Annotated in this window: 16 protein-coding genes; 10 read left to right on the top strand and 6 right to left on the bottom strand. The window is 69.6% G+C overall.

Features of this window, described 5'->3' with window-relative positions; translation table 11 throughout:
• The first annotated feature begins 7 nt into the window (after positions 1 to 7).
• From WKR98_RS00310 to WKR98_RS00290, 5 genes are read left to right on the top strand one after another with little or no spacing between them, the layout of a single operon-like run.
• Complete coding sequence (locus tag WKR98_RS00310) at positions 8 to 304, top strand: NIPSNAP family protein (protein WP_341431697.1); 297 nt, start codon at positions 8 to 10, stop codon at positions 302 to 304.
• Positions 305 to 323: 19 nt separating this feature from the next.
• Entirely contained in the window at positions 324 to 1,979 is a 1,656-nt protein-coding gene (locus WKR98_RS00305) for a bifunctional 3-(3-hydroxy-phenyl)propionate/3-hydroxycinnamic acid hydroxylase (RefSeq protein WP_341431696.1), read from the top strand.
• Entirely contained in the window at positions 1,976 to 3,571 is a 1,596-nt protein-coding gene (locus tag WKR98_RS00300; protein WP_341431695.1) for a sulfatase-like hydrolase/transferase, read from the top strand. Before WKR98_RS00305 ends, WKR98_RS00300 begins: the two co-directional genes overlap by 4 nt.
• Positions 3,572 to 3,626: 55 nt before the next feature.
• On the top strand, positions 3,627 to 4,604 hold the full coding sequence (locus tag WKR98_RS00295) for a Bug family tripartite tricarboxylate transporter substrate binding protein (protein WP_124691303.1): 978 nt from the start codon (positions 3,627 to 3,629) through the stop codon (positions 4,602 to 4,604).
• Positions 4,605 to 4,630: 26 nt separating this feature from the next.
• On the top strand, positions 4,631 to 6,058 hold the full coding sequence (locus tag WKR98_RS00290) for an NAD-dependent succinate-semialdehyde dehydrogenase (protein WP_341431694.1): 1,428 nt from the start codon (positions 4,631 to 4,633) through the stop codon (positions 6,056 to 6,058).
• Here WKR98_RS00290 and WKR98_RS00285 read toward each other — a convergent pair.
• On the bottom strand, positions 6,055 to 6,963 hold the full coding sequence (locus WKR98_RS00285; RefSeq protein ID WP_341431693.1) for a LysR family transcriptional regulator: 909 nt from the start codon (positions 6,961 to 6,963) through the stop codon (positions 6,055 to 6,057). The genes WKR98_RS00290 and WKR98_RS00285 overlap by 4 nt on opposite strands.
• 141 nt (positions 6,964 to 7,104) lie before the next feature.
• Here WKR98_RS00285 and WKR98_RS00280 point away from each other — a divergent pair, with 141 nt between their 5' ends.
• From WKR98_RS00280 to WKR98_RS00270, 3 genes are read left to right on the top strand one after another with little or no spacing between them, the layout of a single operon-like run.
• Complete coding sequence (locus WKR98_RS00280; protein WP_341431692.1) at positions 7,105 to 8,025, top strand: tripartite tricarboxylate transporter substrate-binding protein; 921 nt, start codon at positions 7,105 to 7,107, stop codon at positions 8,023 to 8,025.
• A 4-nt stretch (positions 8,026 to 8,029) separates the two neighbouring features.
• Positions 8,030 to 9,481: a sulfatase-like hydrolase/transferase gene (locus tag WKR98_RS00275; RefSeq protein ID WP_341431691.1), complete on the top strand. Its 1,452-nt coding sequence runs from the start codon at positions 8,030 to 8,032 to the stop codon at positions 9,479 to 9,481.
• On the top strand, positions 9,478 to 11,136 hold the full coding sequence (locus WKR98_RS00270; RefSeq protein WP_341431690.1) for a thiamine pyrophosphate-binding protein: 1,659 nt from the start codon (positions 9,478 to 9,480) through the stop codon (positions 11,134 to 11,136). Before WKR98_RS00275 ends, WKR98_RS00270 begins: the two co-directional genes overlap by 4 nt.
• A 15-nt stretch (positions 11,137 to 11,151) precedes the next feature.
• Here the strand turns inward: WKR98_RS00270 and tcuB are convergent, their stop codons facing one another.
• The 4 genes from tcuB to WKR98_RS00250 all read right to left on the bottom strand — a co-directional run bounded on the left by tcuB (position 11,152) and on the right by WKR98_RS00250 (position 16,671).
• Positions 11,152 to 12,309 carry a tricarballylate utilization 4Fe-4S protein TcuB gene (gene tcuB, locus WKR98_RS00265; protein WP_445936084.1) on the bottom strand — a complete coding sequence of 386 codons (1,158 nt, stop codon included), beginning with the start codon at positions 12,307 to 12,309 and terminating at the stop codon, positions 11,152 to 11,154.
• A 46-nt stretch (positions 12,310 to 12,355) separates the two neighbouring features.
• Entirely contained in the window at positions 12,356 to 13,774 is a 1,419-nt protein-coding gene (tcuA, locus tag WKR98_RS00260; RefSeq protein ID WP_341431688.1) for an FAD-dependent tricarballylate dehydrogenase TcuA, read from the bottom strand.
• A gap of 77 nt (positions 13,775 to 13,851) precedes the next feature.
• Entirely contained in the window at positions 13,852 to 14,781 is a 930-nt protein-coding gene (locus WKR98_RS00255) for a LysR family transcriptional regulator (protein WP_124691295.1), read from the bottom strand.
• Positions 14,782 to 14,790: 9 nt separating this feature from the next.
• A complete protein-coding gene (locus WKR98_RS00250; RefSeq protein ID WP_341431687.1) occupies positions 14,791 to 16,671 on the bottom strand; it encodes a serine hydrolase domain-containing protein in 1,881 nt (626 codons plus the stop codon).
• Between the two features lie 169 nt (positions 16,672 to 16,840).
• Between WKR98_RS00250 and acnB the strand changes: the two genes are divergently transcribed.
• Both acnB and WKR98_RS00240 read left to right on the top strand, forming a co-directional pair.
• A complete protein-coding gene (gene acnB / locus WKR98_RS00245) occupies positions 16,841 to 19,426 on the top strand; it encodes a bifunctional aconitate hydratase 2/2-methylisocitrate dehydratase (protein ID WP_124691293.1) in 2,586 nt (861 codons plus the stop codon).
• 154 nt (positions 19,427 to 19,580) lie between these two features.
• Positions 19,581 to 20,024, top strand: coding sequence for a MarR family winged helix-turn-helix transcriptional regulator (locus WKR98_RS00240; RefSeq protein ID WP_341431686.1), 444 nt, complete (start codon positions 19,581 to 19,583; stop codon positions 20,022 to 20,024).
• A 24-nt stretch (positions 20,025 to 20,048) separates the two neighbouring features.
• Here WKR98_RS00240 and WKR98_RS00235 read toward each other — a convergent pair whose 3' ends face one another.
• Entirely contained in the window at positions 20,049 to 20,822 is a 774-nt protein-coding gene (locus tag WKR98_RS00235) for an SDR family oxidoreductase (protein ID WP_341431685.1), read from the bottom strand.
• Positions 20,823 to 20,833: the final 11 nt, after the last annotated feature.

Below are 20,833 nucleotides of genomic sequence, written 5' to 3'. Positions count from 1 at the left end.
GCACATCATGATGGTGGAAATGCGGACCTATACGCTGGTGCCGGGCGGCGGCGCGGAATACCTGCGCCTCTACAACCCGTCCGCCCGGGCGCTGCAGACGCGCATCCTCGGCAACCTGGCCGGCCTCTTCCAGTCCGAGACCGGCGAACTCAACCAGCTCGTCTTCCTGTGGGCCTACGAATCGCTGGACGAACGTGCCAGCCGCCGCGCGGTATTGGCCGCGGACGCCGAGTTCGCCGCCTTTCGCAAATCGGTCCGGCACCTGCTGGTGCGGCAGGAAAGCCGCATCCTCGCGCAGGCCTGAGGCGCATCGGAGAACAGCGATGAACAAGTCTTGCGACGTGCCCGTGCTGGTCGTCGGCGCCGGGCCGGTGGGCGCGACGCTGGCCAATCTCCTGGGGACCTACGGAGTCGGCACGCTGCTGGTCGACCGCAGCCCGGCGATCCTGGAGTATCCGCGCGCGGTGGGCCTGGACGACGAGGCCATGCGCACCTTCCAGGCCGCCGGCCTGGCCGAGGCGATGCTGCGCGACATGATCCAGAACGTGCCCATGCGCATGTATGGCGCGCGCAAGCAATGCTTCGCCGAGATCCTGCCCGCCACCCGCGAGTTCGGCTGGTACCGCCGCAACCTGTTCTCGCAGCCGCTGGGCGAGCAGACCCTGCGCGACGGCCTGTCGCGTTTCCCGCACGTCGCGCTGGAGCTGGGGGTCGAACTGGTGGCGCTGGAGCAGGACGACGGCGGCGTCACCGCGACGCTGCGCCGTGCGGACGGCACCGAACGCCAGGTACGCGCCGCTTACCTGCTGGCCGCCGACGGCGGCCGCAGCACCGTGCGCGAAGGGCTGCTCAAGCTGCCCTTCGGCGGCCAGACCCATGCCCACAAATGGGTGGTGATCGAATGCGACCGGGATCCCCTGGACGCGCCCTATACCGCGCTGCATTGCGAGCCCGCGCGCCCCTATGTCTGCCTGAAGCTTCCGTATGGCCTGCGCCGCTGGGAGTTCATGCTGTTCGACGGCGAGGACGAAAGCCAGATCCTCGATCCGGCCAAGGTACGCGAACTGCTGGCGCCGCACGTGCCGGATCCGGACGCGTTGAACGTGATCCGCGCGCGCGTCTATACCCATCACTCGCGCATTGCCGGATCCTTCGTGGCCGGACGCGTCTGTCTGGCGGGCGACGCGGCGCACCTCACGCCGCCCTGGATCGGGCAGGGGCTCAACGCCGGCCTGCGCGATGCCTGCAATCTTGCCTGGAAGGTCGCCTGGATCGTCGGCGGCCGCCTGCGTCCGGAGGCCTTGCAGTCCTACCATGACGAGCGGCACGCGCACGCCAAGGCGATGACGGACCTGGCCGACCGGTTCGGCGCGGTGCTGTCGCTGCGCAACCGCTGGCTGGCCGCGCTGCGCGACGCATTCTTCGGCGCCATCCGCGGCATACCGGCGGTGCGCGACTACGTCCTGCAGATGAAGTTCAAGCCCATGCCCCGGTATCGCGCCGGGGTCGTGCAGGATAGCGGCCAGGCGGCGCGCGACGAGCGCGTCGGCCGCATGTTCATCCAGCCGCTGGTGGAGAAGGACGGCGGCGGTTTCCAGAAACTGGACGATGCGCTCGGCCCGGGCTTCGCGCTGCTGGTGCGCGCGCCGGCAGCGCCGCTGCCGGCGGGGCTGGACCAGGGGCTGCGGCGCATGGACTGCCGGCTGGCCGCCGTCGCGCTGCCCCGCAGCGGTCCCGCGCCGGGTGCGCGTCCGCCGTCGCCAGCCGGCATGAGCCTGCTCGAGGATACCGAGAACGCGCTGCACCGCTGGTTCGCGGCGGCGGGCGCCGATTGGGTGCTGCTGCGTCCCGACCGCTACGTGGCGGCGGCCGGCAGGCACGCCGACATGCATGGCGCGCTGGAGCGTTTCGTTGCCCGGTTCGTGCCGGCCCCGGCCGCGACGGCAGCCGCCACGCCCGTCCTGGAGGCCGCCGCATGAGCGCGCTGAACGACACCCCGACCCCCGCGGCGCGCAACGTGCTGTTCATCATGTGCGACCAGCTGCGGGCGGATGCCTTGTCCTGCTACGGCGGAGGCGGCGCGCTGCGCACGCCCAACATCGATCGGCTGGCGGCGATGGGCACGCGCTTCGAACGCGCCTACGTCAGCTCGGCGGTGTGCGGGCCGTCGCGCACGTCGTACTACACCGGCCGCTATCCCGGCTCGCACCGCGTGACCTGGAACCGGGTGCCCATGCCGGCGGACGAGTGGAGCCTGGGCGACTACCTGGCCGAGGCGGGCCGCGACTGCTGGCTGCTGGGCAAGACCCATTTCGTGCCCGACCGGCGGGGGCTGGCCGCGCGCGGCCTGTCCGCGGCGGGCGCGGCCGGCGAGCGTCTGATGGAAGGCGGCTTCAAGGTGCTGGAACGCTATGACGGCCACTTCGAGATGGATGCGGGCAGCGGCTATCGCCGCTACCTGATCGAACATGGCTACGACCGCGACCGGCCCTGGGAGCGCGACGTGATCGGCAGTACGGGCCCGGACGGCGGCTTCGCCACGGGCTGGCTGCTGCGCAACGCGGGCCTGCCGGCGCGGGTGGCCGAGCGCGACTCCGAGACCGCGTATCTGACCGACCGGGCGATCGATTTCATCGCCGGGCAGGGCGAGCAGCCGTGGGTGCTGCACCTGTCCTACATCAAGCCGCACTGGCCCTACAAGGCGCCCGCGCCCTACCACGACATGTACTCGGCGCAGGACGCGGCCGCCCCGATGCGCGGCCAGGCCGAGCGCGAACGGCCCCATCCGGTGCACGGCGCCTACCAGCGCCACGAGGAATCCCTGTCGTTCGCGCAGGACGAGGTCTGGCGCGCCGTGCGGCCGGTCTACATGGGGCTGGTCAAGCAGATCGACGACCACGTCGGCCGCCTGCTCGATCACCTGGAGCGCGCGGGCCGCCTGCGCGACACGCTGATCGTCTTCTGTTCCGACCATGGCGACCTGCAAGGCGACCACTGGCTGGGAGAGAAGGAGTACTTCTTCGAAGGGGCGGTGCGAGTGCCGCTGATCGTCTACGACCCCTCGTCCGCCGCGGATGCGAGGCGCGGCCGCGCCGTGGCCGAGACGGCCGAGTGCGTGGACGTGGTCCCGACCATCCTGGATGCGCTGGGCCTGGACGTGCCCGCGCACCGCGTCGAGGGACGGTCGCTGCTGCCCTGGGTGCGCGGCCAGTCGGACGAGCCTGTGCGCGAGTTTGCCGTCGGCTTCCTGGATTACGCCTATCGCGAGGCGCGGCTGTTCCTGGATCGCGGCGTGACCGAGTGCAACGGGATGATGCTGGCGGACGGCCGCTACAAGTTCCTGTACTGGCAGGGCTTGCGCCCGCAACTGTTCGACCTGCGGGAGGACCCCGGCGAATTGCGCGACCTGGCCGAAGAGGCCTGGGCCGCGCCGGTCCTGCGCCGCATGGGCGATGCGCTGTGCGACTGGAACTGGCGCCGCCAGCGCCGCTGCACCGAGACCTTCGAGCAGGTCGCCGCCCGCACGCATGCGCACGAACGCATGATGAACATCGTCATCGGGCGCTGGTAGGCCCGCTTCCTCGTGAGGCCGGGGAGTCCCGGCCCCGTCGTCATCGGAGAGCATCATGGCAAGTCTGAAGTCCCTTTGCGTCTTTCTTGCGCTGGCCTGCACGCTGTGCCTGCCGGTCCGGGCCGAAACACCCTGGGGGCCCGAGCAGGTCCGCATCGTCGTTCCCTATCCCCCCGGCACCGAACCCGACGTGCTGGCCCGCGACCTGGGCAACCAGCTGGCCAAGCGCACCGGCAAGGTTTTCGTGGTGGAGAACAAGCCCGGCGCCAACGCCATCATCGGCGCGGGCAACGTGGCGAAGTCGGCGGGCGACGGCTCGGCGCTCCTGATGGTCGACCGGCTGGCACTGGTCGCCAACCCCTTCCTGTACGCCAACCTGCCCTACGACTGGCGCAAGGAGCTCAAGCCCGTGGCGGACGTCGGCCACATCGACCTGTACGTGGCCGTGCGCAGCAGCCTGGGCGTGAACGACTACAAGGGCTTCATGGAGAAGGCGCGCGCCGGGCGCGGCGGCATCAACGTCGGCACCGGCGGCAACGGCCACGTGACCCACCTGGGCATGGCCATGCTGGCCGCCTCCGAGGGCGTGGACTTCACCTACGTGCCCTTCAAGGGCGTGGCGCCCGCGCTGACGGCACTGCTGGGCGGCGAGGTCGACGCCTTGATGGCCGGCGGCCTGGTGATGAGCCAGCAGGTACAGAGCGGCAAGATCAAGGTGCTGGTGAGCGGGGCGGACAAGCGCAGCGGCTTCATGCCCGAGGTACCGACGCTGGCCGAGGCCGGCGGCAAGCCCGGATCCATTCCGTCGACGGTGTTCTCGGTGTTCGCGCCGGGCACGATGTCCGATGCCCTGGCCGCGCACATCAACAAGGAAATCCGTATGGCGATGGACGATGCGGCGCTGCGCGGCAACTACGGCAAGCGCGGCGTGGAGATCCGCATACCGGCCCCCGAGCAGACCCGCGCCGAGATGGAGCGGGATGCCGCCGTGTACGGACCGCTGATCAAGAAACTGGGCGTGACGGCGCAATGATGGAACTTCGGACCGGGAGCACGGACATGTACCGCAAGCTGGCTTTCTACATCGACGGCGAATTCTTCGAGGACACCGGCGGTCCCGGCGGCGAGGTCGTCAACCCGGCCTCCGGCCAGGTCATCGGCCGCCTGCCGCACGTGGGCGCCGCCGAGCTGGACCGTGCCATCGCCGCCGCCGAGCGCGCGTTTCCAGGCTGGCGCCGCACCTCGCCCCTGGCGCGGTCCGACCTGCTGCGGCAGGTGGCGGCCCTGGTCCGCGCGCGCGCCGCGCGGATCGCGCGCGACATCACGATGGACGAAGGCAAGCCGCTGGCCGAGGCCCTGGTCGAGGTAGAGTCCTGCGCCGAGCACGTGGAGTGGCACGCCGAGGAATGCCGGCGCATCTACGGCCGCGTGATCCCGCCGCGCCAGCCCGACGTGCGGCAGTTCGTGGTGCGCGAGCCGATAGGCGTGTGCGCGGCTTTCTCGCCGTGGAATTTCCCGTTCGCGCAGGCCATCCGCAAGGTGGCCGCCGCATTGGCGGCCGGCTGCACGCTGATACTGAAGGGACCCGAGGAATCGCCCAGCGCGGTGGTCGCGATCGCCGAGTTGTTCCACGATGCCGGCTTCCCACCGGGCGTGCTCAACATCGTCTGGGGCGATCCGGCGGCGATTTCCCGCCATCTGATCACCGCGCCGGCCGTGCGCAAGATTTCCTTCACCGGGTCGGTGCCGGTGGGCAAGCAGCTGGCCGCGCTGGCGGGCGCGCACATGAAGCGGATGACGATGGAGCTGGGCGGCCATTCCCCGGTCCTGGTGTTCGCCGATGCCGACATCGACCGGGCGGCCGCGATGCTGGCGCGCTTCAAGCTGCGCAATGCCGGCCAGGTGTGCGTGTCGCCGACCCGCTTCTACGTCCAGCGGGCCGCCTATCCGCGCTTTCTGGACGCCTTCGCGCAGGTCATGGCCGAGACGCGGCTGGGCGACGGCCTGGATGAGGGCACGCAGATGGGGCCGCTGGCCAACCCCCGCCGCGTGGCCGCCATGGCGGGGCTGGTCGAGGATGCGGTGGGCCGGGGCGGCCGCATCGTGACGGGCGGCGGCCGGCGCGACGGCCAGGGGTTCTTCTTCGCCCCGACGGTGCTGGCGGACCTGGCCGACGATGCGCGCATCATGCAGGAAGAGCCCTTCGGCCCCGTGGCGCCGGTGGTGCCCTTCGACACCGAGGACGAGGTCCTGCGGCGCGCCAACGCGCTGCCGTTCGGCCTCGCCTCGTACGTCTTCACCGAGTCGCTGAAGACGGCTACGCGCGTGGCCGACGGGCTGGAGGCCGGCATGGTGAACATCAACCATTTCGGCATGGGGCCGGCGGAAATCCCCTTCGGCGGGATCAAGGACAGCGGGGTGGGAACCGAGGGCGGCACCGAGACTTTCGACGGCTACCTGGTGACCAAGTTCATCACCCAGGTCTAGGCTCCCTCGCGGCCGGCGCGCAGCATCTGGATGGCGAGTTCGCAGGCCGGGTGCCGCTCGCCCGCGCGCAGCAGGATGGCGCCTATTTGTTGCGGCGGCAGCGCCAGTCCTTCCACGCAGGACACCGTGCCCGCCTCCACCAGCCGCCGCGCCTCGCTGCGCGGCGCCAGCGCCAGCACCGGCTGGGTTTCCACCAGCCGGACATCGCCCGGCCCCAGCGTCGAGACGATGCCGGGCGCGGGCGGGGTCAGGTTCTCGGCCAGGAAAGCCTGTTCCACCAGATGGTGGGCGAAGGTGCCTGGCGGCGGCAGCACCCAGGCCTGGCCCGACAGTTCTTCCAGGCTGGCCGCCTTGCCCGCCAGGGGATGATGGCGGCCGCACACGACCGCATAGCTCTCGGTGTACAGCGGGTGGTATTCGAAGTCGGGCAGGCGGAATCCCGCGTCGCAGCGCCCGAACGCCACGTGGATGGACTTGGCCGCCAGTTCGCTGTGCATCTGTTCGCGCGTGCCGTGGCGCAGGCTGACGCACACGCCGCGTTCGGCCAGGGCATAGGGCAGGGCCGTGGCCACTACCGCTTCGGCGATCCGGGTCAGGCCCAGGCCCAGCGGCGCGTCGCCGGCGCGGCCGCGCCGGGCGGTGTCGCGCTCCAGGTCTTCGACGTTGCGCAGGATCGCGCGCGCCCGTTGCAGGGCGGCCTTGCCGGCCGGCGTCCAGGCCAGTCCGTCGGGCGTGGGCTCGAACAGCGCATCCTGCAGGATGTCGCGCAGGTCGCGGATGGCCTTGGAGACGGCGGGCTGGGTGATGTGCAGCAGTTGGGCCGTGCGGGTGACGCTGCCGAGTTCGCCCAGCATGACGAGCAGGCGCAGGTGACGCAGGGTGAGTCGGCGGATGAGGTCGCTCATGGGCATAAACCGCGGGTTATGGGCGGCACTGCGCTTTTCATTATCCGGGCGGCGGAGGGGTCCCTAGAATGAGTGCTCCATCCCGCTTTGGAGACGACGATGCTCACCCGGCGCCACTTCCTCAGTGCTGCAGCGGCATCCATGATGACTTGCCGCGCGGCACGCAGTCAACCGGCCACGCGGCTCAGGCTGCTGGTGGCGGGACCTGCCGGCGGCGCGGTCGACGTGGCCGCGCGCATGGCCGGCGAACAGTTGCGCGGCGCCGGCTATCTGGCCATCGTCGAGAACCACGCCGGCGCCGCCGGACAGATCGGCGTCGAGGCCCTGCTGCGATCGCCCGCCGACGGCGGCGCCGTGCTGATCACTCCGCCCGGCGTGTTCACGATCGCGCCGCACGTCAACGCGGGCCTGGGCTACAGGATGAGCGACGTCGCCGGCCTGACCACGCTGTGCGGCTACCAGTTCGGCTTCGCGGTCGGCGCCACCGCGCCGGCGCGCACCATGGCCGATTTCCTGGCCTGGGCCAAGGCCCACCCGGGCGAGGCGTCCTACGGCACGCCCGGCGCGGGCACCGAACCGCATTTCATCGGCACCGAGATCGAACGCCTGTCGGGTGTGCCGCTGATCCACGTGCCCTACCGCGGCGGGGCACAGGCCTTGAACGACATCTCCGGCGGCCACCTGCCGGCCGTGATCTCCGCGTTGCCCAACCTGGTCACGCCCTACAAGTCGGGCAAGGCCCGGGTGCTGATGATGACCGGCACGCGGCGCAGCGCCTTCATGCCGGACGTCCCCACGGTGGCGGAATCCGGATTCCCCGACCTGGCCAGCGACCTGTTCTACGGCGCGTACACGCAGGCCGGGGTGCCGGCCCCGGTCCGGCAGGCCCTGGCCCAGGCCCTCGTCAAGGCTTGCCAGGCGCCGGCCTACCGGGAAGGGCTCGAGCGCATGTCGCTCGATCCGCTGTCCTTGTCCAGCCAGGAGCTCGATGCCTCCATGCGCGCGATGGACGCCAAGTGGGCGGCGGTGGTCAAGCGCACCGGCTTCTCGCTGGAGAAATGACGCCATGGCCGAACCCACCAACGTCCTGGTGCTGCTGTCCGACGAGCACAACCCCTGGATAGCGGGCTTCGCCGGCCATCCCTGCGTGCGCACCCCCAACCTGGACCGGCTGGCGCGCCGCGGGACGGTGTTCGAGCGCGCATGGACGCCCAGCCCGCTGTGCGTACCCGCGCGGGCCAGCCTGGCGACGGGAAGATACGTGCACGATCACCGCTATTGGGACAACGCCATCGCCTATGACGGCCGCGCGCGCTCCTGGATGCAGGAGGTGTCCGAGGCCGGCCTGCTGGCCGAGTCCATCGGCAAGCTGCATTTTCGCCGCGCCGAGGATCCCACCGGTTTCCAGCGCCAGTGGCTGCCCATGCACATTCCCGGCGGCATCGGCCAGGTCTGGGGATCGGTGCGCAACCCGCTGCCGGCAAGCTCCATGCCGTCGGGCATGTTCAAGTCCCTGGGCGCGGGCGAGTCCACCTACAACGAATACGATCGCACGGTGGGCGCCACGGCCTGCGAGTGGTTGCGCACGCATGCGGCCGACCCCGCGCCGTGGGCCTTGTTCGTGGGCATGGTCGCGCCGCATTTTCCGCTGGTCGTGCCGGAACGCTACCTGCGCCGGGTGCTGGAGGATCCGCTGTTCGACGGCTGCCTGCCGGAGCCGGCCGCCGCGCGCCACCCCTGGGTCAGGCGGTCGCTGGCCTACATCGACCACGCGGCGGCGCTGGAAGGGCCCGAGCGCGCCCGGCTGGCGGTGGCGGCCTACTTCGCGCTGGTCGAGTTCATGGACGAGCAGATGGGCGCGGTGCTCGACACGCTGGACGACACCGGACTGTCGGCGCGGACCACGGTGATCTACACATCCGACCATGGCGACAACCTGGGCGCCCGCGGCCTGTGGAACAAGGGCACGCTGTATCGCGAGGCCTCGGGCATTCCCCTCGTGCTGGCCGGTCCCGGCGTGCCGGCCGCGCACCGGTGCCGCACCGATGCCAGCCTGGTGGACGTGTATCCCACCGTGCTCCAGGCGATGGGCCTGCCGCCGGCCGCGGCCGCGCTGCCGGGCCGTTCGCTGCGGGACCTCGCCGCGGGCGCGGACGAATCCGATCGCGTCGTCCTGGGCGAATACCACGGCGTCGGATCGCCCAGCGCCGCCTACTACCTCGTGCGCGGCCGCTACAAATACCACCACTACGTGGACTATGGCCCCGAGCTGTTCGACATCGTGGCCGATCCGCACGAACGCACGGATCTCGCCGCCCGTCCCGAAATGGCCGCCACCGTGCATGCCATGCGCACCGCGCTGTGCGCGCGGCTCTATCCCGAAGAGATCGACCGGCTCGCCAAGCGCGACCAGGACGAACTGGTCCGCCGGGCCGGCGGCCGCGAAGCCGCGCTCGGCACCGGGCATCGCGGCGCCACGCCTGTTCCTCAATCCGCCACCGAAGGCCTGCATTCATGAGCGCATCGATTTCCAACCGGCACACCGTGGGCGATGCCCTGGTCCAGTACCTGCACGAACTGGGCGTGCGGCAGGCCTACGGGGTCCTGTCCATCCACAACATGCCGCTGCTCGATGCGCTGGGGCGCGACGGGCGCATCCGCTACATAGGCGCGCGCGGCGAAGCCGGCGCCGTCGGTATGGCCGATGCCTGCGCCCGCGCCACGGGCGCGCTGGGCGTGGCCTTCACCAGCACGGGCACGGGCGCCGGCAATGCGGCCGGCGCGCTGGTCGAGGCCTGGACCGCGGGCACGCCGCTGCTGCACATCACCGGGCAGGTCGCGTTGCCCTACCTGGACCGGGGCCGTTCCTACGTTCACGAGGCCAAGGACCAGCTTGGCATGCTGCAAGCCGTCTCCAAGGCGGCGCTGCGGGTATGGTCGGCCGAGACCGCCCTGGCCACGATCCAGGAGGCGGTGCGGCTGGCGCTGACCGTGCCCATGGGACCGGTCAGCGTGGAGATTCCCATCGACCTGCAGGGTGCCCTGGTGGACGTGCAGCCGCCGCCGGCGCCGCCTGTGCCGGCGCCGGTCGAGCCCGACGAGGCGGCCGTGGACCGGATGGCCGACATGCTGGCGGATGCACGGCGGCCGGTCCTGTGGATAGGCGGCGGCGCCCGCCACGCGCGCGCCGAGATCACCCGTCTGCTGGACCTGGGCTTCGTGGCCGTGACCACCTTGCAGGGCAAGGGCGCGGTGTCCGAAGACGATCCGCGCACGCTGGGCGCCTTCAACGGCCAGCCCGCGATCGAGGCCTTCTACCAGGGCTGCGATGCGATGCTGGTCGTGGGCTCGCGGCTGCGCGTGCCGGAAACGCTGACCCATACGCTGCAGCTGCCGCGCAGGCTGATCCAGATCGACGCGGATCCGCTGGCCGAGCAGCGTGCCTATCCGACCTCCTTGTTCGTGCGGGGCGATGCGCGCCTGACGCTGGCCAGGCTGGCCGACCGGCTCGCGGGGCGCATGCGGGCCGATGCCGGCCTGGCGGACGAAGCCGCCCGCGCCAGGCAGCGCGCCCAGGCCACGATGCGCGGCGCCATCGCGCCCTACGACCGTATCGCCGACGCCCTGCAGGCCGTGTGCGGCCGCGACTTCGGCTGGGTGCGCGACGTCACCATTTCCAACAGCACCTGGGGCAATCGCCTGATGCAGGTCTTCGCGCCGGGGCAGGGCATCCACGCCGTGGGCGGCGGGATCGGTCAGGGGCTGGCCATGGCCATCGGCGCGGCCACCGGCCGGCCGGACCGCAAGACCTGGCTGCTGGCCGGCGACGGCGGGTTCATGCTGAACCTGGGCGAACTGGCCACCGCGGTGCAGGAGCGGACCGGCATCGTCATGCTGGTGATGAACGACGGCGGCTACGGCATCCTGCGCAATCTCCAGGACGCGGACTACGGCGGACGCCGCTATTACTGCGACCTGCACGGCTTCGAGCTGGGCGCCCTGGCGCAATCGGTCGGCATGGACTACATCGCGGTGCGCGACCTGGACGGCCTGGAGCGCGTGCTGCGCGATGCGGCCGGCCGCGATGCGCCGGCCGTGCTGGTGGAGTTCGACATGCGCGCCATCGGGCCCTTCGCCAAGCCGTTCGCGGGGCCGCCGCTGGCGCGTGGCTGACGCCCCGCGGCGGGTTCAGTCCGGCGTCAGCCGCGTGCTGCTCGGCTGGCGCCGCTCGATGCTCCACTTCAGCAGCGCGGCGCATCGATAGATGCCGTGCGCGAACTTGCCGTAGGGCAGGGTCAGGAACAAGGCCATCACCACGCCCAGGTGCACGGCCAGCAGCAGGCCCATGGCGCTGGTCTCTCGCACGGCCAGCAGCGCGAGCCCGGTCAGGCTGGTCAGGAACAGCAGGCAGATGAAGCCGCGGTCCATGGGACGCTGGTCGGGATCGCCGTGCTCCGGGTGGCGGCGCAGGTTCAGCCACAGCAGGCCGGCCGGTCCGATCAAGAGGCCGATGCCGCCCGCGGTGCCCAGCAGCACGGGCAGGCTGGTCAGCGCATACGGCGCGTGCAACCCCAACGCGTAGTGATAGAGCGTGGCCACGCAGGTGGCGGCGAAGCACAGCATGAAGCCGTAGAAAGTGAAGTGGTGGAACCGCCGCCGCGCCAGCGTGAACGCGTCGTTTTCCTCGTTGCAGCCCTTGCCGTGTCCGCCGTCCAGGTACTTCAGGCGCAGCGCGTCGTGCGCGGCCTCGGCCACGGCCGGACCGCTGGTCGAGCCGGGGGACACGTTGCGCCAGAAGCGCGTCACGCCCACCCCAAGCGCGACGATGGCTAGCACGAACACCGTGCCGAACAGCGCCACCAGCAGGTTGTGCGGGAAGATGGCGTAGAAGTTGCCGGCCAGCGGTTCGTGCCAGATGCCGCCGTTCATGCCGGCGGCCAGCACCAGGAACAGCGCCAGCGCGAACGCCGTCGCCAGGGCCAGCGTGACGCCGTTGTGCCGGTACAGGCGTCCCAGGACACCGGGCCAGGCGTAGTCGCCATAGGTCTGCACGCGCACCTTGGCCATCGCCCGGGGCACGTTGACGCCGAATTCGTTCGGCGGCGCGTACTGGCAGGCGTGCAGGCAGGCGCCGCAGTTGTGGCACAGGTTGGCCAGGTAGTGCACGTCGGCCTTGCCGAATTCCAGCCTGCGCATCATGGCCGGGAACGTCGCGCAGAACCCCTCGCAATAGCGGCAGGCATTGCATATCTGCAGGACGCGGGCCGCTTCGCTTTCGTCGGCGGTCAGCGCGGTCGAACAGGCGCCGCCTTGCGCGGCGGCCTGGGTCCGCCATTGGACCGGCACGGCCTGCACGCCGGCCGCCAAGGTTTGCGCGTCGTGCGCGAGGTCCTCAAGCTGCTTCAAGATTGGATGCTCCGTGAGTACGGGGGTGCCGCGCGGCCTCGGCGGCGCGGGTGCCGGCGATGCGGCCGAAGGCCGTGCCGATGGACATGCCGACGCCGGCCGTATAGCCCTTGCCCAGCACGTTGCCGGACATCATCTCGCCGGCGCAGAACAGGTTCGGACTGGGTTGCCCGCCGAAGTGCACGGCGGCGTTCTCGTCGACCCGGGTGCCCAGGTAGGTGAAGGTGATGCCCGGCCGCAGCGGATAGGCGAAGTAGGGCGGCGTATCCAGCGGCCGGGCCCAATGCGTCTTGACGGGCGAGATGCCCTCGGTGCGGCAGTCGTCCATGACGGTGTGGTCGAAGTGCTCGCCCCGGCAGGCCGCGTTGAATTCCTGCACGGTCTGCATCAGGCGGGTTTCGTCCAGCCCCGTCAGCCGCGCGAGCTCGGGCAGGCTGTCGGCCCGGATGCCGGTGAACACCGGCGGCATGAAACGCCCGACCGCCTTGGCGTCGATGATCGAATAGGCGATCTGGTCCGGCTGGAAGGCGACCAGGCGGCCCCAGATCGCATAGCGCTTGGGCCAGAAGTCCTCGCCCTCGTCGTAGAAGCGCTGGGCGTCGCGATTGACGACGATGCCCAGCGACACGCAGTCCAGGCGGGTGCAGATGCCGCCGTCGTACAGCGGCGAGCGCGCGTCGATGGCGACGCAGTGCGATTGCGTGGGATCGCCGATCATGTCGGCCCCGGCGTCGATCATGAACTTCAACAGGGCGCCCTGGTTGTAGCGGGTGCCCCGCACCAGGAAGTTGTCCGCCGGCCATTCGCCCCGCTCGTTCTGGCCCCATGCCTCGCGCACCCATTGCAGGTTGGACTCGAAGCCTCCGGCCGCCATGACGCAGGCGCGGGCCGGAATGCGCTCGTTGCCGGCCAGCGCCGCCACGAAGCGGTCGCCGTCCAGTTCCAGGGCATGCACCGGCGTGCCGTAGCGGATCTGCACGCCCAGGTTCTCGGCGCTGCGGTAGTAGGCGTTGACCAGTGCCCGGCCGCCGCCCATGAAGAAGGCGTTGGTGCGGGCGATGTGCAGGGTTCCGGACAGCGCGGGCTGGAAGTTCACGCCATGCTTGCGCATCCAGTCCCGGCAGTTGGACGAGGCCCGGATGACCAGGCGCGCCAGCTTTTCATCGGTGATGCCGCCGGTGACCTTGAGCAGGTCCTGCCAGAATTCCTCTTCCGGGTAGCTGTCGACCAGCACGTCTTCCGGACCGTCGTGCATGCAGCGCAGGTTGCGCGTGTGCTGCGAGTTGCCGCCGCGCCATTCCTTGGGCGCGGCTTCCAGCAGCATGACGCTGGCGCCCGCCTCGCGGGCCATCAGGGCCGCGCACAAGGCGGCGTTGCCGCCGCCGATGACCAGGACATCTATCATTCCGCTTTCCTATCAGTGAGGAATCACTGTAGGCGGAGCGGTCCGGCCGGGCTAGACGGCGCGCGGGCAATGGGTATTCACGATTCGTGAATGGTGGCTCCCGGCCAATGGCCGTCGCGCACCAGCGTGCGCATCAGGTCCGCCAGGACCACCCGCGCGGCCAGCGCCGCCGGGGACAGCTCGTCGTCCGAGACGCTGGTCACGACGTTGCGCCGGAACAGATAGGGATCGTCCAGCGGATACAGGCACAGGCGCCCCTCGTGCATCCCGCCGGCGGCGACGCCCGGCTGGATGGTGGCGATGGGGGTGTCGATCACGGTGTTCATCAGCGTGGTCAGGCCGTCGATCTCCAGCGCGATGTCCGGTTCCACGCCCGCGCGGTCGAACGCGGCATCGACCAGGATGCGCAGGCCATGCGTCTTGCTGGGCATCGCCAGCGGCAGCCGCGCGGCCTCGGCCACGGTCATCGGCTGGCGGGGCTGGCGGTCGGAGACGAGATCGGGCCGGGCCACCACGAACAGCTTTTCGTCCAGCAGCGGCAGGACGCTCCAGTGCCGGCCGCTGTCGGTCTGGAACAGCACGGCCAGGTCCAGCAGGCGAGCGTTCAGCATGCCGGCCAGGTGGCCGGACAGGCTTTCCACCAGATGCAGCCGCACGTCGGGGTAGCGGTCATGCATGGCGGCGATGAAAGGGCGGGCCAGCAGCGAAGCCGTCGACGGCGCGAAGCCTATGCTGACCGCGCCAGACAGCCGGGCCTCGCGCGCCGCGACCACGGCCTGATCGGCGTGCCGCAGCGCCATCTGCGCCTGCCGCCAGAACGCCAGCCCGGCGTCGGTGGGAATGACGCCGGTGGCGGTGCGCTGCAGGAGGCGCGTGGCCAGCTCGCCTTCCAGGCGGCTGATCTGCTGGCTCAGGGCGGAGGGCACCAGCCCCAGCTCGCGCGCGGCGCGGCCCATGCTGCCCAGTTCGACGACGCGGACGAAATAGCGGAGTTGGCGCAGTTCCAAGATGGGGGATCAGTCCTCTGTCAGCAGGCGGTACAGCGACGACCCCGATCGCATCTGCGGCTGGCCGTCCACGGTCGAGAACTCGAGCTCGACCAGGTCCCGCCCGTGATTGACGGGCACCTGTATCGTCATTCTGGCACGGTCGTCGCCATCGGGCCGCAGCAACTGGCCATCGCTCCACATCACGTACCCTGGCAGCTCGGCCAGCTCGTCCAGCGTGGCGATGCCGCCGCCCAGGGCCAGCGCCACGGACTCGGGCGATTCATTGGTGGGTTCCCAGCGCGTGCCCAGGCGGGCCTGCCAGGCGGCGGACAGCGGGGGCAGGGGCGCCAGGCGCTGGCCCACGGACATCGTCAGCCGGTAGTGCCCCCAGCCGGCCGGTACGCGCTGGATCATGTAATGCTTGCCGTCCAGCGTCAGCCAGCGGTAGCTGTTCCCCGACGGCGCGTCGTTCCACCACCAGCCGTCGGCGCGCAGGGTCAGGCCCGGAGCGACCGGATCCCAGGCGTCGCCCTTCCTGTGCAGCACGTCGATCGTGCCGGCATTGACGGCCTGGACCTTGTACGGTCCTTCGAAATTCGCATAGATGCCCGCCAGCCCGGCGGCATCGACGGAGGGCGCCGCCGCCGCGGGGATGCCTTCCAGCGCCGCCGGCACGGCGGGAATCGCGCGCGTGGTGGCCAGGGCCCGCAGCAGCACGCCCTCGGCGATGCGCAGCGGCCCGTAGGTGGTGCCGGCCCCCGTCAGCAGCAGGGCCATGCGCTGGTCGGGCAGCACGAAGAACTCGGTCGAGAAGAAGCTCGTGCCGCCGTTCTTCTGCCAGGCCTTGATGCCGACACTGTCCAGGCCGGGATGCAGCGCCGAGTCCCAGCCCAGGCCCCAGCGCCATTCGGGGCAGGGGTTGATGCGCAGGCCCTTGGTCTGGTCGGTGCCCATCTCCTGCACGGCCGCCTGCGACACCAGGCGCTTGCCCTGGTACATGCCCAGGTCCAGGAACATCTTCGCCAGCCGCATCATGTCGCCGGGCGTGGAGGCCAGGCCGCCGGTGGCGTAGGCCGACACGAATTCCTGTCCCATGCGCCGCCCTTCGTAGACCGGGTGCACGAAACTGCCTTCGGGAAAGGCCTGCACGGGATAGGCGGAATGGCTCATACCCAGGGGTTCGAGGATCTCGCGCCGGACGAATTCGGCGTACGACTGGCCCGTGACCGCGGCCACCAGGTTCTCGACCATCGTGAAGCCGTCGTTGCAATAGACGGCCAGTTCCCCCGGCTGGTGCTTCAGGTGGAAGTAGGCCAGCCCGTCCTGGGTGTCCTGCGCGTAGCCGGCAATGGGTTCGAACGCGAAGATGTTGCGCCAATTGGTGCCGGGCAGCCCGGACGAATGGCTGAGCAGGTGGCGCAGCGTGATCCGACCGTACTCGCTGGACAGCATCGAGAAGCCGGGCAGATAGCGGGTGATCGGCGCGTCCAGCGCCAGCTTGCCCCGGTCGCACAGCACCATGGCGGCCAGCGCGGCCAATACCTTGCTGACCGAGCCGATATTGAAGCGGGAGTCGACGGTGGCGGCGACGTTGCCCTGCGGATCCGCGACGCCGAAGGCTTCCTGCCAGATCACGCCTTCGCTGGTCATCAGCGCGACCGAGACCGCGGTGGCCTGGTTCTTCTGCACGGCCTGGCGGATGGCGTCGCGCCCCCACTGGATGGCCTCGGACAGCCGGCCGGCGTCGGGCGCGGGATCGTCGCCGCCGCCGCAGCCGGGCAGCGCGTGGAGCAGGGCGCCGGCGCCGGCGAACTGCATCCAGTGGCGGCGCGACGGGGAAATCAGGGTGGCCGCTTCGGCCGGTCGGGCCCCGGTGGGGCAATCCAGATTCAATTTCGTTGAATGCATCTCGATTACCCCTTCGTGGCCGAATATCGGGAAAATGATTCTATCCTGGCTCGACCGTACGCGGGGGATGCGCATGTCTTATATAAGATATAAGACAGTTGCAGCTCGCCGCCGCTAGTCCTACAATCCCGGCGATCGCCCTCAATCCCTTCATACCGGGACACTTCCAATGCTTGAATCCTACCGTCAACACGTTGCCGAGCGGGCCGCGCTTGGCATCCCCCCGCTGCCGCTGTCGGCGCAGCAGACCGCCGACCTGATCGAGCTGATCAAGAACCCGCCCAAGGGCGAAGAGCAGACCCTGGTCGATCTGCTGACCCACCGCGTGCCGGCCGGCGTGGACGACGCCGCCAAGGTCAAGGCGTCCTACCTGGCCGCCGTCGCCCTGGGCAAGGAAGCCTGCCCGCTGATCGACCGCGCCAAGGCCACCGAGCTGCTGGGCACGATGCTGGGCGGCTACAACATCAGCGCGCTGATCGAGCTGCTGGACGACGCGCAGGTCGGCACCATCGCCGCGGAAGGCCTGAAGAAGACCCTGCTGATGTTCGACGCCTTCCACGACGTGAAGGAAAAGGCCGACAAGGGCAATGCCAACGCCAAGGCCGTGCTGCAAAGCTGGGCCGACGCCGAGTGGTTCACCAGCCGCCCCGAACTGCCGCAAAGCCTGACGCTGACCGTGTTCAAGGTCACCGGCGAAACCAACACCGACGACCTGTCGCCCGCGCCCGACGCCTGGAGCCGCCCCGACATCCCGCTGCACGCGCTGGCCATGCTCAAGAACCCGCGTCCGGGCATCGAGCCGCAAGAGCCCGGCAAGGTCGGTCCGCTCAAGCTCATCAATGACCTGAAGGAAAAGGGCCATCCGGTCGCCTACGTCGGCGACGTGGTCGGTACCGGCTCCTCGCGCAAGTCCGCCACCAACTCCGTGCTGTGGTGGACCGGCGAAGACATCCCCTTCGTGCCGAACAAGCGCTTCGGCGGCGTCTGTCTGGGCAGCAAGATCGCTCCCATCTTCTACAACACCATGGAAGACGCCGGCGCGCTGCCGGTCGAGCTGGACGTCTCCAAGATGGAAATGGGCGACGTCATCGAGCTGCGCCCCTATGAAGGCAAGGCGCTGAAGAACGGCGAAGTCATCGCCGAGTTCGAGATCAAGTCCGACGTGCTGTTCGATGAAGTGCGCGCCGGCGGCCGCATTCCGCTGATCGTGGGCCGCGGCCTGACTGCCAAGGCGCGCGAGACCCTGGGCCTGCCGCCCTCGACCCTGTTCCGCCTGCCCAACAACCCGGCCGACACCGGCAAGGGCTATACGCTGGCCCAGAAGATGGTCGGCCGCGCCTGCGGCATGCCGGAAGGCAAGGGCATCCGCCCGGGAACCTACTGCGAGCCGCGCATGACCTCGGTCGGCAGCCAGGACACCACCGGCCCCATGACCCGCGACGAGCTGAAGGACCTGGCCTGCCTGGGCTTCTCGGCCGACCTGGTGATGCAGTCGTTCTGCCACACCGCCGCCTATCCCAAGCCCGTGGACGTCAAGACGCACCACACGCTGCCCGAGTTCATGAGCAATCGCGGCGGCATCTCGCTGCGCCCGGGCGACGGCGTCATCCACTCGTGGCTGAACCGCATGGTGCTGCCCGACACCGTCGGCACCGGCGGCGACTCGCACACCCGCTTCCCCATCGGCATCAGCTTCCCGGCCGGCTCGGGCCTGGTCGCCTTCGCGGCGGCCACCGGCGTCATGCCGCTGGACATGCCCGAATCGGTGCTGGTCCGCTTCAAGGGCAAGCTGCAGCCCGGCGTCACGCTGCGCGACCTGGTCAACGCCATTCCCTACTACGCGATCCAGCAGGGCCTGCTGACCGTCGAGAAGCAGGGCAAGAAGAACATCTTCTCGGGCCGCATCCTGGAAATCGAAGGACTGCCGGACCTGAAGGTGGAACAGGCCTTCGAACTGTCCGACGCCTCCGCCGAGCGTTCGGCCGCCGGTTGCACGGTGCGCCTGAACAAGGAACCGATCATCGAGTACATCAACAGCAACATCACGCTGCTGAAGTGGATGATCGCCAACGGCTATGAAGACGAGCGTTCGATCGGCCGCCGCGTCAAGGCCATGGAAGCCTGGCTGGCCAATCCGGAACTGCTGCAACCCGATGCCGACGCCGAGTACGCCGCCGTCATCGAGATCGACCTGGCCGACGTGCACGAACCCCTGGTGGCCTGCCCGAACGACCCGGACGACGTCAAGACCCTGTCCGCCGTCGCCGGCGCCAAGATCGACGAAGTGTTCATCGGCAGCTGCATGACCAACATCGGCCACTTCCGCGCGGCGTCCAAGCTGCTCGAAGGCAAGCGCGACATCCCGGTCAAGCTGTGGGTTGCTCCGCCCACCAAGATGGACCAGCAGCAGCTGACCGAGGAAGGCCACTACGGCGTCCTGGGTTCGGCCGGCGCCCGCATGGAAATGCCGGGCTGCTCGCTGTGCATGGGCAACCAGGCGCAGGTCCGCGAAGGCGCGACGGTCATGTCGACCAGCACCCGCAACTTCCCGAACCGCCTCGGCAAGAACTCGTTCGTGTACCTGGGTTCCGCCGAACTGGCCGCCATCTGCTCGCGCCTGGGCCGCATCCCGACCAAGGAAGAGTACATGGCCGAGACCGGCGTCCTGGCCGAGCACGAGAAGACCATCTACCGCTACATGAACTTCGACCAGATTCCTGACTTCAAGGATGTGGCCGATTCGGTCGGCGTGTGATCGACAGGTGAGAAAGGACGGCCCGTCCGGGCTGTCCGGCAGTGTTGAAAGGCGCTCCGAATGGGGCGCCTTTTTTGTTCATGCCGATCGGCTGCGCGCCGTATGGCGAAAGCGCGTGAGCTATCATTGCCTGGGCCCAATGATGTTCACGATTATGCGCACTCAAGACTATCCCATCGATCGCAGCATAGGCTTCCTGCTCGGCAGGACCTTCCGCCGCCTGCGCCCGATCATGGAACAGCAGATCAACAGCGCCGGGATTTCGTATGGCATGTGGTTCTTCCTGCGCGCCCTGTGGGAAAAGGACGGCGTGAGTCAGCGCGAGATCGCCGAGATGGTCGGGTTGACTCAGCCCACCGCGTGGGCGGCGCTGCGCAAGCTCGAGGCGCAGAAGATGGTTACCCTGCAGCCCGATTCCGTGGACAAGCGCAAGGTGCTGGTGTCCCTGACCGAAAAGGGCAGGAGCCTGGAGGAAGTGCTGCTGCCCCGGGTCGAGAACATCAACGAGGTCGCCTTGCAAGGCATCACCAAGGCCGACCTCGCGACCTTCATGCGGGTGCTGGGCCGGATCGAGACCAATATCGGACCCGGGGAGTGAGGCCCGGCCCGCGGGCCTCGCGGGTCAGATGGCGTTGATGACGCCGCCGTCCACCTGCAGCGCCGTGCCGTTGATGTACGAGGCGCGTTCGGAGCAAAGAAAGGCGACGGCGCCGGCGATGTCCTCGGGCTGCCCGAAGCGGCCCACGGGGATGCCGGCCAGCTTGCCGGCCGTGTAGGCCTGGCTGTCCGCCGCCAGGTCCTGGCCGCCCTTGAAGCGATCGGTCATGATGCGCCCGGGTACGATGGTGTTGAGCAGGACGCCGTCGGCGGCCACTTCCTTGGACAGGTACTTGAACAGTCCGTTGACGCCCGGCCGGGTGGACACCGAGGTCACCAGGTCGGGAATGGGTTCGCGCACGGCCCGGGACTGCACGGTGACCACGCGGCCCCAGCCGCGGGCCCGCATACCGGGCAGCGTGCGGTTCAACAATCGGAAGGCGGCGATGACCGACATCTCGAAGGCGTCGCGCAGGTCCTGTTCGGTAATGGCATCGAAGCCGCCGCGCTTGGGCGAGCCGCCGATGGAAACGAGGATGTCGATGCCGCCGTGCCGCCGTTCGGCGGCCTCGACCAGCGCGTCGATGTCCTGCGCCGAGGTCAGGTCCGCCGGGATGGCGGTGACTTCGCCGCGTGCCACGGCCCGGACTTCCTCGGCGGCCAGTTCCAGTTGCTGACGTCCGCGCGCGCACATGACGATGTTGGCGCCCTGGCTGGCCAGTTCCATCGCGCAGGCCTTGCCTATGCCCTTGCTCGAAGCCGTGATCAATGCCGTGCGTCCCGCGATTCCCAGATCCATGGTGTCATCCT

Source organism: Pigmentiphaga sp. YJ18, from assembly GCF_038066655.1.
Taxonomy (GTDB): Bacteria; Pseudomonadota; Gammaproteobacteria; order Burkholderiales; family Burkholderiaceae_B; genus Pigmentiphaga.
The sequence above is the reverse complement of the archived record's forward strand: the minus strand, read 5'-3'. Positions and strand labels throughout refer to the sequence as shown.

Excerpts from the sequence above, each read along its gene's own strand:
- acnB (WP_124691293.1), top strand. The coding sequence starts at position 16,841 with ATGCTTGAATCCTACCGTCAACACGTTGCCGAGCGGGCCGCGCTTGGC.
- WKR98_RS00295 (WP_124691303.1), top strand. The coding sequence starts at position 3,627 with ATGGCAAGTCTGAAGTCCCTTTGCGTCTTTCTTGCGCTGGCCTGCACG.
- WKR98_RS00285 (WP_341431693.1), bottom strand. The coding sequence starts at position 6,963 with ATGAGCGACCTCATCCGCCGACTCACCCTGCGTCACCTGCGCCTGCTC.
- WKR98_RS00240 (WP_341431686.1), top strand. The coding sequence starts at position 19,581 with ATGCGCACTCAAGACTATCCCATCGATCGCAGCATAGGCTTCCTGCTC.
- tcuA (WP_341431688.1), bottom strand. The coding sequence starts at position 13,774 with ATGATAGATGTCCTGGTCATCGGCGGCGGCAACGCCGCCTTGTGCGCG.
- WKR98_RS00305 (WP_341431696.1), top strand. The coding sequence starts at position 324 with ATGAACAAGTCTTGCGACGTGCCCGTGCTGGTCGTCGGCGCCGGGCCG.
- WKR98_RS00250 (WP_341431687.1), bottom strand. The coding sequence starts at position 16,671 with ATGCATTCAACGAAATTGAATCTGGATTGCCCCACCGGGGCCCGACCG.
- WKR98_RS00270 (WP_341431690.1), top strand. The coding sequence starts at position 9,478 with ATGAGCGCATCGATTTCCAACCGGCACACCGTGGGCGATGCCCTGGTC.
- WKR98_RS00310 (WP_341431697.1), top strand. The coding sequence starts at position 8 with ATGATGGTGGAAATGCGGACCTATACGCTGGTGCCGGGCGGCGGCGCG.
- WKR98_RS00280 (WP_341431692.1), top strand. The coding sequence starts at position 7,105 with ATGATGACTTGCCGCGCGGCACGCAGTCAACCGGCCACGCGGCTCAGG.
- WKR98_RS00290 (WP_341431694.1), top strand. The coding sequence starts at position 4,631 with ATGTACCGCAAGCTGGCTTTCTACATCGACGGCGAATTCTTCGAGGAC.
- WKR98_RS00235 (WP_341431685.1), bottom strand. The coding sequence starts at position 20,822 with ATGGATCTGGGAATCGCGGGACGCACGGCATTGATCACGGCTTCGAGC.
- WKR98_RS00300 (WP_341431695.1), top strand. The coding sequence starts at position 1,976 with ATGAGCGCGCTGAACGACACCCCGACCCCCGCGGCGCGCAACGTGCTG.
- WKR98_RS00275 (WP_341431691.1), top strand. The coding sequence starts at position 8,030 with ATGGCCGAACCCACCAACGTCCTGGTGCTGCTGTCCGACGAGCACAAC.